Below are 14,740 nucleotides of genomic sequence, written 5' to 3'. Positions count from 1 at the left end.
CAAAACAACAGTTCAAATAAATTTATTGAAGATATTCTTTAGCTTTTTCCAAAGCCTCGCTTATACCTGCAGGATTCTTACCCCCTGCTGTCGCAAAAAATGGTTGGCCACCACCGCCACCTTGAATATATTTACCTAATTCTCTTACTATAGTACCTGCATTTAAACCTTTAGATGAAACAAGCTCTTTTGAAACGTAGCATGATAATAATGCTTTCCCATTTTGTTCTGCTCCAAACAATAAAAATAGATTATCCTTATTGCGACCCATTTCAAAGCAAAGGTCTTTTACTCCACCTGCATCCAAATCGATATGTTTGGCAAGAAACTGTACCCCGTTCACTTCCTGAAGTTCCTGTAACAATTCGCCTTTAAGATTCTTTGCTTTGTCTTTCAATAATTCGGCAACCTGCTTTTTAAGATTGCTATTTTCTTCTTGCAAACCAACAACACTCTTTACAGGGTCTTGAGAATTTCCTAAAACAACCTTTATTTCAGACAAAAGTTTATCATTATCTATATGAAAGTTTTTAACCGCATCACCAGTAATAGCTTCTATTCTTCTAATACCTGCTGCTACGGCACCTTCTGATTTAATTTTAAATTGCCAGATATCACCAGTATTATTTACATGTGTACCTCCACATAATTCGATAGATTGTCCAAATTTAATAGTCCGAACCGCATCCCCATATTTTTCACCGAACAATGCCATCGCACCTGCTTCTACTGCATCTTTCATCGGTACATTTCGTTGCTCTTGCAATTGTAATTGCCCATCAATTCGTGCATTTACAAAATTCTCAACATCGCGTAGTTCCTCTATAGTCAGTTTAGCAAAATGAGAAAAATCGAAACGTAAATATTTAGAGTGTACTGAAGAGCCTTTTTGCTCAACATGTTTACCTAAAATTTCACGCAAGGCTTGATGCAATAAATGTGTTGCCGTATGATTAGCTTCAGTTCTACTACGTTGCTTTTTATCTACTACCGCTTTAAAACTTTCTCCTAAATGTTTAGGTAAGTTCTTGGCAAAATGAATGATTTCGTTGTTTTCTTTTTTAGTATCGGTTATGTAAACGACATCACCATGAGTATCTTCTAAATATCCTTTATCCCCTACTTGACCACCACCTTCTGCGTAAAACGGCGTTAGATTAAAAACCAACTGAAACTGGGTTCCATCTTTCTTTGAAACTATTTTACGGTACTTGGTAATCTTAACCTCAACATCGAGTAAATCATAACCCACAAATTCTTGTTCGTTATCATTCAATAACACTTCCCAATCTTGTTTTGAAACGACCGATGCAGATTTAGATCTGCTCTTTTGTTGCTGCATGGCTTTATCAAAACCAGCTTCGTCCAATTCATAGCCTTTTTCACTTAAAATCAATGCAGTCAAATCAATCGGAAATCCGAAGGTGTCATACAATTCAAATGCTTTACCCCCATCAACAGTTTTACCTTTTGTGTTGGCTATAATGGTATCAAGTAAGACCAAGCCTTGATCAAGTGTTTTTAGAAAAGAAAACTCCTCTTCTTTAATTACGTTTTCTATCAAATGTTTTTGCTCTTTCAACTCTGGGTAAGCATCACCTAAAGAATTGGTGAGAACATTTACCAAACGATACATAAAAGGCTCTTTGGTATTCAGAAAAGTAAAACCATAACGCACAGCTCTTCTAAGAATTCTTCTTATCACATAACCTGCACCTGTATTACTAGGTAATTGCCCATCGGCAATAGAGAAAGATACCGCACGAATATGATCGCTTATAACACGTATTGCAATATCAACTTCTTCGTTTTTACCATAATTAGAATTGGTAATAGTTTCAATTTCACGAATTAATGGCGTGAAAATATCGGTATCGTAATTTGACTGTACTCCCTGTAAAACCATGCAAAGACGTTCGAAGCCCATACCTGTATCTACATGTTTCGATGGTAAATTTTCTAAAGAACCATTGGCTTTTCTATTATACTGCATAAAAACCAAGTTCCAAATTTCTACGACTTGCGGATGATCTTGATTGACCAAACTAGCACCAGAAACTTTGGCTTTCTCCTCTTTTGAACGAATATCTACATGAATTTCTGAACATGGCCCACATGGACCTTGGTCTCCCATTTCCCAGAAATTATCTTTTTTATTCCCCATGATAATCCTATCTGCAGGAACAATTTTTTCCCATAAAGCAAAAGCTTCATGGTCTTTATCCAATTTATCGGCATCTTCGCTTCCTTCAAATACAGAAACATAAAGACTGTCCTTATCGATTTTTAGAACGTCTGTTAATAACTCCCAAGCCCAAGTAATCGCCTCTTCTTTGAAATAATCACCAAAACTCCAGTTACCCAACATTTCGAACATCGTATGATGATACGTGTCTTTACCAACCTCTTCTAGATCATTATGCTTACCACTAACCCTTAAACATTTTTGCGTATCAACTACCCGTGTATTCTTAGATTGGCTGATACCCAAAAAATATTCTTTAAATTGGTTCATCCCCGCATTTGTAAAAAGTAGGGTTGGGTCATCTTTTATGACCATTGGGGCAGAAGGCACGATCTTATGTCCTTTACCTTTGAAAAAATTTAAAAACTGGGTTCTTGTATCCTTGGAATTCATCTAAAATGCTAAGCTTTTACAAATTTTAACCGTTTATATAAAACTATTTTTATATTTGTTTGTTCCGTTAAAATTAAATCACAAAAATAGGATAAATTACATTCATGTCTAAGGTAAAATACTATTACGACCCGGATACCCTGTCGTACCGTAAAATAGAGCCCCAAAAATCTAAGCGTTATAGAAATATAACTTTCTTTATTTTGGGATCATGCCTTTTTGGATTTTTAGCACTTATCGTTCTTTTAAACACCAATCTCGTTAATACACCTAGGGAACTTTCTTTATCTCGTGAAGTAAAAAATTACGAACTTCAATATGAACTATTGAATAAAAAGATGGAACAAATTGAAGAGGTTCTAGGGAATATTGAAGATCGAGACAACAATATCTACCGATTATATTTTGAAGCTAACCCAATACCAGACGAGCAACGTAAAGCAGGGTTTGGAGGAATTAATCGTTATAAATCATTAGAAGGCTTTAACAATTCTGAAATGATAGTATCTACTACAAAAAGGCTAGATATTATAAAAAAGCAAATAGCCATACAATCTAAGTCATTGGATGAAATCACAAAATTAGCCGAAGAAAAAGAAAAATTATTAATGTCTATACCTGCAATTCAACCCATAAACAATGAAGACCTTAAACGTATGGCTTCTGGTTATGGCTGGAGGTCAGATCCTTTTACTAAAGCAAGAAAGATGCATTACGGCATGGACTTTACAGCACCAAAAGGAACTCCTGTTTATGCTTCTGGTGACGGCAAGATTACTCGTGCCGATAATAATTCATCGGGGTATGGCAAACACATACGTATTGAGCATGGGTACGGCTATTTGAGTCTTTATGCACATTTAAGCCAATACAATGTAAAATCTGGTCAAAAAGTAAAACGTGGCGACCTAATTGGCTTTGTAGGTAGCACAGGCCGCTCTGAAGCTCCGCACTTACATTATGAAGTATGGAAAGATAATGACAGAATCAACCCCATGAATTTCTACTATGGTAGTTTATCACCAGAAGAATTTGAGAATATGTTGAAATTCGCTAATCAAGAAAACCAATCATTGGATTAATGCAAATAGAACTTCCTGAAAAAAGATATTACGGCATTGGCGAAGTAGCCCGTGCTTTTGGAGTCAATGCCTCATTAATTCGGTTTTGGGAGAAAGAATTTGATGTACTTCAGCCTAAAAAAAATGCTAAGGGCAATAGAAAATTCACACCCCAAGACATTAAAAATCTTCAGCTTATTTACCATTTGGTAAAAGAAAGAGGATTTACCCTTGACGGAGCTAAAATACATCTTAAAGAAGAAAAGCAAAAAACTCTTTCGAATTTTGATATCATTCAAAAACTAGAACGTGTAAAAGCCGAACTAAATAAAATTAAAGACCAATTATAACACAACCATTATGAAAAAAGGAATTATTGCATTAATAGTCATTGTAGTCTTAGGATTCGGATTATACCAATGGGGCGTAGGATTCAATAACACTGCTATAGCATTAAAAGAAACTTCTACCAAAACCTGGGCTAATGTAGAAAGCGCATACCAACGTAGAAATGACTTAATTGGTAACTTGGTAAAAACAGTACAAGGGGCGGCCGATTTTGAAAGAGGAACATTGACCGATGTCATTGAAGCAAGAGCAAAAGCTACTTCAGTTAGCATTGACCCTTCTAATATCACCCCAGAACAATTAGCTCAGTTCAATCAAGCGCAAAGTGGGCTTAGCAGTGCTTTAAGTAGATTATTGGTAACCGTAGAGCGTTACCCTGATTTAAAAGCCAACCAGAATTTTCTTGAGCTTCAATCACAATTAGAAGGCACTGAAAATCGAATAAACGTAGCTAGAGATAGATTTAATGCAACGGTTGAACCTTATAATCTACATATCAAAAAATTCCCAAATTCGATATTAGCAGGTATATTCAACTTTGATGAATTAGCATATTACAAAGCCGATTCAGGTTCTGAAAATGCACCAGATGTAAATTTTGATTTTGATTAATTCATAGATGTCTAAAGTAGAAGATTTTTTGACCGTAACAGAAGAGCAAGAAATAGTTAACGCTATTTTAAAGGCTGAAAAAAACACTTCTGGTGAAATTAGGGTACACATTGAAGCACATACCCGAAAAGACCATTACAAACGTGCTCAAGAAGTTTTCCACTTACTGAAGATGGATAATACCAAGCAAGAAAATGGCGTACTTATCTATGTGGCCGTAAATGACAGAAAGTTTGTTATTTGTGGTGATAAGGGAATTGACAAAGTAGTTCCTGCAGATTTCTGGCAGACAACTAAAGACACAATTCAAGACTATTTTATTAAAGGAGCATACAAAGAGGGTATTATAGCTGGTGTTTTAAAAGCCGGTACAGAATTGAATAGCCATTTTCCTTGGCATTCAAATGACACCAACGAATTAAGCAATGAGATATCTAAAGGTTAGCCTTGTTATTCTTTTATTTTGGTGCAAACCAGTCTGGAGTCAATTTGAGATTCCTGAAAAGCCTGCATTACAAACAAGTGTTTACGACTATACGAATCTACTAAGCGACCAACAAAAAAAGTCGCTAAGCCAAAAACTAGTACGTTATTCTGACAGCACTTCTACACAAATAGTGATTACTATTATCTCAACCACCAAAGGTGAAGACATTAATTATTTGGGAGCAAACTGGGGGCAAAAATGGGGCATTGGCCAAGAAGGAAAAGACAATGGTATTTTAATCATTTTAGCGCAGGATGACCGGAAAATTGCTATAAATACTGGTTATGGTGTTGAAGGCTCACTAACCGACGCCCTATCAAAAAGAATTATTGAAAACATTATTCTCCCAGAATTTAGAACAGGTAATTTCTATGGTGGCTTAGATAAGGGAGCTGATGTTATTTTTCAAGTCCTGAATGGTGAATTTAAAGAAGAACGAACCTTTGGCACTAGTGAAGGATTTCCCTTTTCTTCCTTTTTACCTTTTATAATTTTCATAGTTATCCTATTTATTCTTTGGAATAAAAAAAATAACAACAACGGCAGCGGCGGAAAACGCGGAGGTTTAAGCATGTGGGATATGATTATACTAAGCAATATGGGCCGTTCAAATGGTTCTGGCGGATTCGGCGGCAGTAGCGGAGGCGGAAGCTTTGGCGGTGGTGGATTCGGCGGAGGTTTTGGTGGCGGTGGCTTCGGCGGCGGTGGCGCCTCTGGTGGATGGTAAACACATTAAAATAAATAACCCCTAAAAGTAAATTTACTTTTAGGGGTTATTTATTAATTACAAATTATAATTATTTCTTACGCATAAATACCGTAATCGGCACTCCTGTAAAATCATATTCCTCTCTAATCTTATTCTCTAAATAACGCTTGTAAGGCTCCCGAACATATTGAGGAAGGTTACAGAAAAACGCAAATTGAGGATAAGGTGTGGGTAGTTGGGTACAAAATTTTATTTTAACAAACTTACCTTTATACGCCGGTGGCGGATAATGATCTATTATCGGTAACATCGTTTCATTAAACTTACGTGTAATGATTTTCTTGTTTCTATTATTATATACCTCAACAGCTGTTTCTATTGCTTTAAAAATTCGTTGTTTCGTTAGTACTGAAACAAAAAGAATCGGAACATCTGTAAATGGTTCAATCGCTTTTTTGATTTTTTGGGTATAGTGTTTTATGGTATTGGTTTCTTTATCCTCTACCAAATCCCACTTGTTCACTAGAATCACTATTCCTTTATGGTTACGTTGAGCAAGCCAGAAAATATTCTCAACTTGACCGTCAAAACCCCTAGTAGCATCCAGCAATAAAATACAAACATCGCAATGTTCAATTGCCCTAACCGAACGCATTACAGAATAAAATTCTAAATCTTCCTTTACTTTAGATTTACGACGAATACCAGCAGTATCAACTAAATTGAATTCGAATCCATATCGATTATATTTTGTATCAATACTATCTCTAGTTGTACCTGCAATATCTGTAACTATATATCTTTCTTCACCAATAAGTGCATTTATAAACGAGGATTTCCCTGCATTTGGTCTACCTACTACTGCAAATCTTGGTAATTCACTTTTTTCTTCAACAACATCTGGCAACTCCTTAACTAAAGCATCTAACAACTCTCCAGTTCCACCACCATTTATACTTGAAAGCGTATAATATTCTCCTAATCCTAATGAATAAAACTCAACAGCATCCTCTGCACGTTTTGCATTATCAACTTTGTTTATCGCTAAGAAAACTGGCTTTTTAACTCTTCGTAGTAATTTTGCAACATCTTCATCCATCCCGGTTACCCCGGTTTCAACATCGACCATAAAAATAATGGCATCGGCTTCCTCAATTGCCAATTCTACTTGCTTATCTATCTCTTTTTCAAAAACATCATCACTACCTAGAACATAACCACCAGTATCAATAATGGAAAACTCTTTGCCGTTCCAATCACTTTTTCCGTAATGACGATCACGCGTAACACCGCTGACTGCATCAACAATAGCTTCACGTCTCTGAATCAATCGATTAAAAAAAGTAGATTTACCTACATTAGGTCTTCCTACAATGGCAACAATAGCACTCATAGCTTAAATTTGGCGCAAAGGTAGTACTTAAAGTGGCAAATACAATAAAACTTAAATAGAGAGATTAGATCTAACCTTTTGAAGATTTTTTAACTCTGGAAGTTGTTGCTTTTTTGATGTTGATAAATATGGTTCTCCAATTACCCTCTTTCGAATAACCTTAGCTGGTGAACCATAAGCAACTATATTATCGCCAAAGTTTTCAACTACTAAAGACCCAGCCCCAATAACCGAATGTTTACCAATTTCAATTCCATTAATAATATTAACTCCCAAACTCACCGCTGTAAATTGACCAAGAAATAAATTTCCGCCACTGCACACTGAAGGAGCCAGACTTGAATAAGATTCCATAATACCATCATGCCCTAATGAAGAATTGGTATTTATTATACAAAAATCATGAATAACGGAATTAGCATTAATTATAGCACCGGGCATTAATACATTTCCACATCCCAGCAATACATCTTTACCTAATATAGCTTTGGGATGAATTGTATTTACAAAATTAAAATTCGGAATTATTTTGATTATTCTATCTACGATGAGTTTTCTAATCCAATTATCACCAATAGCAACAAGACCACCAGTTATATTAAATCTATTGATTAAATATGGAAGATCAAACTCACTACCTAGAACTTGATACCCATTAATTCTTGAACCTTTTTTCTTATATGAATCAATAAAACCGATCACATTATATTTCCCCTCTTTCTCTAAACAATCTAGAACAACACTTCCATGGCCAGAGGCTCCAAATATAATTACATTCTGCATTTCATCGGGGTTTTTATGCACTTTATCGATGATTCAAATGTAATACAATCTTTTCTAATTGAATAATGTAAAACGTTATTAGGATAATTTTTTTATTTAAAAAGTCAATATATCGCACACTCCGACGATAATCATTTGATTATTAGGAAGTAAAAATTTTGAATAAATCCGCCAAAATCAATCAACATATGTTGATAGGTTAAAAATTGCAGTAGTAGACTGTGTACTTTAAGACTTTATTTTTATTTATTATATCCAAAACGTCTTAATTGCCTTGAATCACTTCGCCAATTCTTATTCACCTTAACGTATAACTCAAGGTGAACTTGTTTGCCGAAAAATTTCTCGAGATCCATTCTAGATTCAACTCCAACACGTTTTAACGCAGCCCCTTTATGACCAATAATAATTCCCTTTTGAGAATCACGCTCAACCATTATAACTGATCGCATTCGAATAATATCTTCATCTTCAAAAAACTCCTCTGTCTCTATTTCTACGGCATACGGAATTTCCTTTTTGTAGTTCAAAAGGATTTTCTCACGAATTGTTTCATTAACAAAAAATCGCTCAGGCTTATCAGTTAACTGGTCTTTCGGATAATAAGCTGGAGCAGTAGGCATTAATTCAATAATACGTTCAAAAACTCCTTTAACATTAAAATTTGATAATGCTGAAATAGGATGTAGTTCTACATTAGGCAACATTTCTTGCCAATACTGAACTTGTTCTTCTAATAATTCTTGCGTAGCTGTATCTACTTTATTCAATAATAATAAAACAGGAATTTTGCTATTTTTAATCTTTTCAAAAAATGCTTCATCTTTAAGAGCCTTTTCCCCTATCTCAACCATGTATAAAAGAACATCAGCATCTTCAAATGCAGATTTCACAAAACCCATCATACTTGACTGTAACTCATACGCTGGTTTAATGATACCAGGAGTATCTGACAAAATCATTTGAAAATCATCTCCATTGACGATTCCTAAAATTCGATGTCGTGTTGTTTGTGCTTTTGATGTAATTATGGATAATTTTTCTCCCACAAAGGCATTCATCAGTGTAGATTTACCAACGTTGGGGTTACCAATAATATTTACGAAGCCTGCCTTATGATCTGCCATCCTTTAACTTAATTAAGTATTTTTTCATTTCCGCATTTACCTTTGGAGCCAACAAAAGTACGGCAATCATATTCGGTATCACCATAAGGGCATAAGACAAATCAATTAAATTCTTCACTAAATCTAATGAAGCAACTGCCGCAAATACAATCATAATAACAAAATACCAGTTATAAAGGCGCCCTATTTTCGCATTTGTTAAGAACGAAAGCGATTTTACTCCGTAGTACGAGTAGGTAAACAATGTAGACAGAGCAAAGGCAGTTACGATAACCATCAGTAATACATCTCCCCAACCAAACAATGTAGTTTCAAAAGCAGATAATGTCATCACTATACCACTTACATCTTCTAAATAAGCACCACTCAATATTATAACTATTGCCGTAAAAGTACATACCAAAATGGTATCAATAAACGGACCCAACATGGCAACCAAGCCTTCACGAATTGGCTCCTTATTCTTGGATTGACCATGATACATTGGCGCACTACCTAAGCCCGCTTCATTAGAAAACATAGCTCTTCGAACTCCTATAATTACAAGACCCCAAAATCCGCCAGTCGCCAAAGATTTAAAATTCCACGCTTCTGTAACAATCATTTTTAACGAAGGAAGAATTAACTCTGAATTCAATGCCATTACTACCAATACAGCAACCAAGTACAGCGCCACCATAAAAGGCACAACAGCTGAAGCTACTTTGGCTATTTTAGTCAACCCACCAAAAATCACAAAAGAAGTAATGATTGCCAACACAATACCTATCGACCATTTCCAATTCTCATCGCTCATTTCAAATAATGTAGATGACGGTTCAACGACACTCATAAAAGTTTCAGTAAACTGATTTGCCGTAAAAACCCCTAAAAACCCAAATAGACCGCAAACAGCAAAAAAAACTGCTAATGGCCGAGCTTTCTCACCCAACCCCTTGGTTATATAATACATTGGCCCACCTTGCATTTTACCATCTGAATCTGTACCACGATACATTATAGATAAGCTACACGAATAGAACTTTATACACATACCAATTAAAGCGGTCATCCAAATCCAAAAAACAACCCCTGGACCTCCATCATGAATAGCAATAGCTACACCAGATATATTCCCTAAACCAACCGTGGCTGCGACCGCAGCAGATAAAGCTTGAAAAGAACTGACATCTCCTGGAGAATTTTCATCATCATATTTACCAGCAGTAATCGCTATGGCATGGCCAAAAAAGCGATAAGGCATAAATTTGGAATAAAAAACAAGAAATAGGCCACCGCCAATTAGCAAAAGAAACATTGGCCACTCCGTATAAGGAAGTGCACTTGCTATAAAATCATTAATTGTATCCATAAATTGCTAAAAATTCGAAGTTATGGATTTTATGTTTTTTACTAGCAACTGACTTTGAAAAGATTCTTTAAATAAGTTTTGAAATTAGAATAATTTGGTTGTATATTTGCAGCCCGTTACAAATAGTAGCGCCCATCTTGTCAGCGTAATGAACTGAAGTTGCAAAACAACAAGTAAGATGAAAACCCATATCGCGGGGTAGAGCAGTAGGTAGCTCGTCGGGCTCATAACCCGAAGGTCGCTGGTTCGAGTCCAGTCCCCGCTACAAAGGCTTAGGCCAATTAAACTAACGGTTTGTGTTCGCACAAGCCGTTTTTTATGTCTAATTTTAAGGATGTAATTACCTTTTAGGACGAAAGAGCTTTCGACTTTTCTGTAGAGCGAAATTTATTGTGTTCTTTACTTGAACTTATCGAACTACAACATACTCTCAACTAATATTTTATTAGAACTTTTAAATCTTTCACTAATAGTTAATCAATTGATTTTAAAATTGGAATTACCTCTCTAATTTCTGGTGGATTCTTAATTCTAACATTGATTTTACTATACACCCAAAAACCATTAATCCATTCTGCTGAAATATCAAGCATAGCCTTTCCATTTTCCCCAAATATTTTAATAGTGGATTTGACAGATTTATTATCCTCTGAATAGTCAATCGCCCCATTCAAAATAGACATCTTACCCATAGGTTCAATTTCTCCCAATATCTCTCTTACCCTACTATTGCTTTGAACTTTCTGAAGTGGAACGGTGTAAAATGTTGAATCAGCATAAGCTTTTCCATAATCACCCAATAGACCACCTAAACCAGAAGAGGTTATGAAAAATATAAATGACCAGAACAATAAGAAAACTAGGATTATCCATTTCCAATTTCTCTTGAACCAACCTTTCTCATTTATTAATTCATTACTCATTGACTCCTTGACTCATTTCAATTAACACTTTTACAGGAACACCAAAACATTTAGTTTTCTCTGAATATTTTAAAAACCAAGTCTTTGGTTAATGGCTGTCCTTTTGCTTTTTCTCGAATAGAATCGTAACTAAATCTAAAATCGCAACCTGCTTTGTATTCACTACAACCATAAGCCGTTTTTCCTTTTAGAATGGTGCCTTTGTTACATTTCGGACAACTATTTTCTTCAGAAGCACTCTTTACTTGTACTTTGCCCTTTTTAGGTTCTAACTTTAGCTTAAAGCTTTCATCAAACCTAACCAATCCTTCAACTGAAGTATTATTAATTTTAAAGCCTTTTAAATTTACGGTCGATCCTTTTTGTAACAATCTAATATATTGTTTTTCTGAAATGGTTTTACTTTCAAATATAAATGGAATCACAAAATCGCACGTCTTTTTAAACTCCGAACAACCATAAGCAGATTTCCCTTTACGAATCGTTCCGCTTTTACATTTAGGACAAACCTCAGAAGTTAACCCTGCAGGTTTTTCAACCGCTTTTTTCTTAGGAGCTGTTGCTGGTTTATTATTTACAGCTGAAATATTAGCCTTTTTAGTTTCACTTCGAACTTCGTAAACCAAACTATCTACCATTTGCTTCATCTGTTTAATAAAACTACCAGCACTAAAAGTACCTTTTTCAATATCCTTTAACTGCTTCTCCCATTTCCCTGTAAGTTCTGCAGATTTTAGCATTTCATTTTGAATGGTATCAATTAGCTGAATACCCGTAACTGTTGGGATTACTTGCTTTTTATTTCGTTTTATATATTTTCTTCGGAATAATGTTTCAATAATATTAGCACGTGTAGAAGGACGACCAATACCATTTTCTTTCATTATCTCACGAAGTTCATCGTCATCAACCTGTTTTCCCGCTGTTTCCATTGCACGAAGAAGTGATGCTTCTGTATATTGTTTTGGAGGTTTCGTTTGTTTTTCTAAAAACGAAGGTTCGTGAGGTCCTTTTTCACCTTTTTCGAAAGTTGGTAACATTCCAGCTTCTTTAGACGAAGAACTTGGCGTTTCAAAAACAACACGCCAACCTTTTTCTAAGATCTCTTTTCCCGTAGTTTTAAACTTTACTTTTTCAGCTTTTCCGATAATAGTGGTATTAGAAACTTTACAATCCGGATAAAACACAGCAATAAAACGGCGTACAATAATATTATAAACCTGTTGCTGGTTGTGTTGCAAATTCATTTGCTGCCCAGTTGGTATTATTGCGTGGTGGTCTGTTACTTTACTATCATCAAAAATCTTTTTCGTCTTCTTTAATTTTTTTCCCTGTAAAGGGGCTGTTAAGGCTGCATAATTGGTTAAATTTTTTAGTATCCCAGATACTTTTGGATATACATCGTTTGGTAAAAACGTGGTATCGACTCTAGGATAGGTAACTACTTTCTGTTCGTATAGTTTTTGTACAATCTTCAATGTTTCGTCAGCACTAAAACCAAACTTAGTATTACAATAGACCTGTAAACCTGTTAAATCAAAAAGCTTAGGTGCGTATTCATTACCTGCCTTTTTTATAGTAGAAACAATTTCGAAATCGTGTTCTTTTACAATATTTGCTAGTTTTTCTCCATCTTCTACTTTAAGAAAACGTCCTTCTTCGTAGCTAAATAAAGTCTCGCGATAGAGCGTTTGCAATTCCCAATACGGTTGCGGTTTAAAATTTTCTATCTCTTTAAACCGGTTAACCAACATAGCTAATGTTGGTGTTTGCACACGACCAACAGATAACATTTGTTTATAACCTCCATGTTTTAGAGTGTATAAACGTGTCGCGTTCATACCTAAAAGCCAATCTCCAATAGCACGAGAAAAACCTGCGTAATATAAATTATCATAATCAGCAGATGGTTTTAGGTTTTTAAAACCATCTTTTATAGCCTCAGTGGTAAGCGAAGAAATCCAAAGCCTTTCAACCTTACCTTTATAATTAGCTTGATTTAAAACCCAACGTTGTATCAACTCTCCTTCTTGACCAGCATCACCACAATTTATAACAACATCGGCTTTATCAAATAATTGTTTTATAATTTTAAACTGTTTTTTAATACCAGAATCTTTAGATACTTTGGTTTCAAAGCGTTCTGGTAGCATTGGTAAATTGTTTAAATCCCAACTTTTCCAATGTGGCTTGTAATCGTTTGGATCTTTTAGTGTGCAAAGATGCCCAAAAGTATATGTTACCGCATAGCCATTGCCTTCATAATACCCATCATGTTTGGTGGTAGCCCCAAGAACGGAAGCTATTTCTCTTGCAACAGATGGTTTTTCTGCAATACAGACTTTCATTTTATGTACTGAAAATTAAAAAACTGGAAATAGGTCATAGCCAAAGTATATGAAGTATAGCGATTCAAGCAGTTATAGTTATTTTTGAATTGAAAACTCACAATAGGTGGACTTTTATAGTTGTACAGGTATAGAAATTGTTTGAATTAGCAAAGTGTACATAACAAAGCTAATAAAACGCTGCTCTGCAGATTTTGATTTAGTTTATTTAGTAAAAAATAATTTCGATGCTAAAGAGTCTCCTCAAAAACAATCCTAAAAAGTAGAGTTAAGGTCTCTTTCCTTCTTGGTATATCTTCTTATCTAATACGTCAAAGTGTTATAGCCATTTGCTTGCAATTGAAGCATCCGTACCGAAGCGGTTGGGGTAACGTTGAGACCTTCAAACAGCGTCTCTTCCGCTACGCCTAATTTTTCCATGGCTACACTGCATACGCTTACCTTGACCTTTCCCTTATATTTTTGAAAAAACTCCTCCAGTTCAGAATTTTTGACCAATTGTGTCACCACCTTACCTTTGACCACAATTTCGTAATCCTCTATTAGAACACCGTTATCAATAAGCAGATCATACATACTTAGCACTCCCTTAAAATGCCTTTCTGTGGTGAGTACAAAAGCATACTTAGGTGTTTTTTGCAAATCTGTTATGGCTTGTTGGTCTAATTTTTTTTGACCATATACTTCTGTAGTAGTAGCAACCATTACAATAACGACTAAAAGGACTCGGAAAATATTATTCATGAATTCTATTTTGATGTATACATAATTTAATTAAAAATACAGAATTAAATTGCCATTCTTTATTTAAGCCATGAGAAAAACTAGAACCCTGCATACTACCCTTGCATTGGACCACCAAATGGTCAAGGAACCTCGGATAACCATAAGTTCTACCACTTCTCTATAGCTAAGACTAAAATTTAATATGAAATAAACAGCTTGTAAATTGATTGAACT

At 35.1% G+C, this 14,740-nt stretch carries 13 protein-coding genes and 1 tRNA gene; 6 read left to right on the top strand and 8 right to left on the bottom strand.

Annotated features, from left to right (window positions below; all coding sequences use genetic code 11):
* Positions 1-22 precede the first annotated feature (22 nt).
* Entirely contained in the window at positions 23-2,638 is a 2,616-nt protein-coding gene (gene alaS / locus AAC084_RS11225) for an alanine--tRNA ligase (RefSeq protein ID WP_339840275.1), read from the bottom strand.
* 104 nt (positions 2,639-2,742) lie between these two features.
* Between alaS and AAC084_RS11220 the strand changes: the two genes are divergently transcribed.
* From AAC084_RS11220 to AAC084_RS11200, 5 genes are read left to right on the top strand one after another with little or no spacing between them, the layout of a single operon-like run.
* Complete coding sequence (locus AAC084_RS11220; RefSeq protein WP_339840274.1) at positions 2,743-3,720, top strand: M23 family metallopeptidase; 978 nt, start codon at positions 2,743-2,745, stop codon at positions 3,718-3,720.
* Positions 3,720-4,049: a MerR family transcriptional regulator gene (locus tag AAC084_RS11215; protein WP_339840273.1), complete on the top strand. Its 330-nt coding sequence runs from the start codon at positions 3,720-3,722 to the stop codon at positions 4,047-4,049. Before AAC084_RS11220 ends, AAC084_RS11215 begins: the two co-directional genes overlap by 1 nt.
* Positions 4,050-4,059: 10 nt before the next feature.
* The gene (locus AAC084_RS11210; protein WP_339840272.1) at positions 4,060-4,659 is read left to right on the top strand and encodes a LemA family protein; all 600 of its coding nucleotides are present in this window, start codon (positions 4,060-4,062) and stop codon (positions 4,657-4,659) included.
* A gap of 7 nt (positions 4,660-4,666) precedes the next feature.
* Positions 4,667-5,104, top strand: coding sequence for a TPM domain-containing protein (locus AAC084_RS11205; RefSeq protein ID WP_339840271.1), 438 nt, complete (start codon positions 4,667-4,669; stop codon positions 5,102-5,104).
* Positions 5,085-5,873, top strand: coding sequence for a TPM domain-containing protein (locus tag AAC084_RS11200; RefSeq protein ID WP_339840270.1), 789 nt, complete (start codon positions 5,085-5,087; stop codon positions 5,871-5,873). The genes AAC084_RS11205 and AAC084_RS11200 overlap by 20 nt, the downstream gene beginning before the upstream one ends.
* Before the next feature lie 70 nt (positions 5,874-5,943).
* On the opposite strand, the gene der is transcribed toward AAC084_RS11200, so the two are convergent.
* The 4 genes from der to AAC084_RS11180 form a co-directional block, all read right to left on the bottom strand.
* Positions 5,944-7,248, bottom strand: coding sequence for a ribosome biogenesis GTPase Der (gene der, locus AAC084_RS11195; protein ID WP_339840269.1), 1,305 nt, complete (start codon positions 7,246-7,248; stop codon positions 5,944-5,946).
* 51 nt (positions 7,249-7,299) lie between these two features.
* Complete coding sequence (locus AAC084_RS11190; RefSeq protein ID WP_339840268.1) at positions 7,300-8,031, bottom strand: acetyltransferase; 732 nt, start codon at positions 8,029-8,031, stop codon at positions 7,300-7,302.
* A gap of 242 nt (positions 8,032-8,273) precedes the next feature.
* Positions 8,274-9,158, bottom strand: a complete 885-nt coding sequence (gene era, locus AAC084_RS11185) for a GTPase Era (protein ID WP_339840267.1) — start codon at positions 9,156-9,158, stop codon at positions 8,274-8,276.
* The gene (locus AAC084_RS11180) at positions 9,145-10,509 is read right to left on the bottom strand and encodes an alanine/glycine:cation symporter family protein (RefSeq protein WP_339840266.1); all 1,365 of its coding nucleotides are present in this window, start codon (positions 10,507-10,509) and stop codon (positions 9,145-9,147) included. Before AAC084_RS11180 ends, era begins: the two co-directional genes overlap by 14 nt.
* Positions 10,510-10,701: 192 nt before the next feature.
* Here AAC084_RS11180 and AAC084_RS11175 point away from each other — a divergent pair.
* Positions 10,702-10,774, top strand: a tRNA-Met gene (locus AAC084_RS11175).
* Positions 10,775-10,982: 208 nt separating this feature from the next.
* Here the strand turns inward: AAC084_RS11175 and AAC084_RS11170 are convergent.
* The 3 genes from AAC084_RS11170 to AAC084_RS11160 all read right to left on the bottom strand — a co-directional run bounded on the left by AAC084_RS11170 (position 10,983) and on the right by AAC084_RS11160 (position 14,524).
* Positions 10,983-11,432: a cytochrome c oxidase assembly factor Coa1 family protein gene (locus AAC084_RS11170; protein ID WP_339840265.1), complete on the bottom strand. Its 450-nt coding sequence runs from the start codon at positions 11,430-11,432 to the stop codon at positions 10,983-10,985.
* A gap of 50 nt (positions 11,433-11,482) precedes the next feature.
* Entirely contained in the window at positions 11,483-13,780 is a 2,298-nt protein-coding gene (locus AAC084_RS11165; protein WP_339840264.1) for a DNA topoisomerase 3, read from the bottom strand.
* Between the two features lie 303 nt (positions 13,781-14,083).
* A complete protein-coding gene (locus AAC084_RS11160; RefSeq protein ID WP_339840263.1) occupies positions 14,084-14,524 on the bottom strand; it encodes a DsrE family protein in 441 nt (146 codons plus the stop codon).
* Positions 14,525-14,740: the final 216 nt, after the last annotated feature.

The sequence above is a fragment of the uncultured Maribacter sp. genome (assembly GCF_963977385.1).
Taxonomy (GTDB): domain Bacteria; phylum Bacteroidota; class Bacteroidia; order Flavobacteriales; family Flavobacteriaceae; genus Maribacter.
The sequence above is the reverse complement of the archived record's forward strand: the minus strand, read 5'-3'. Positions and strand labels throughout refer to the sequence as shown.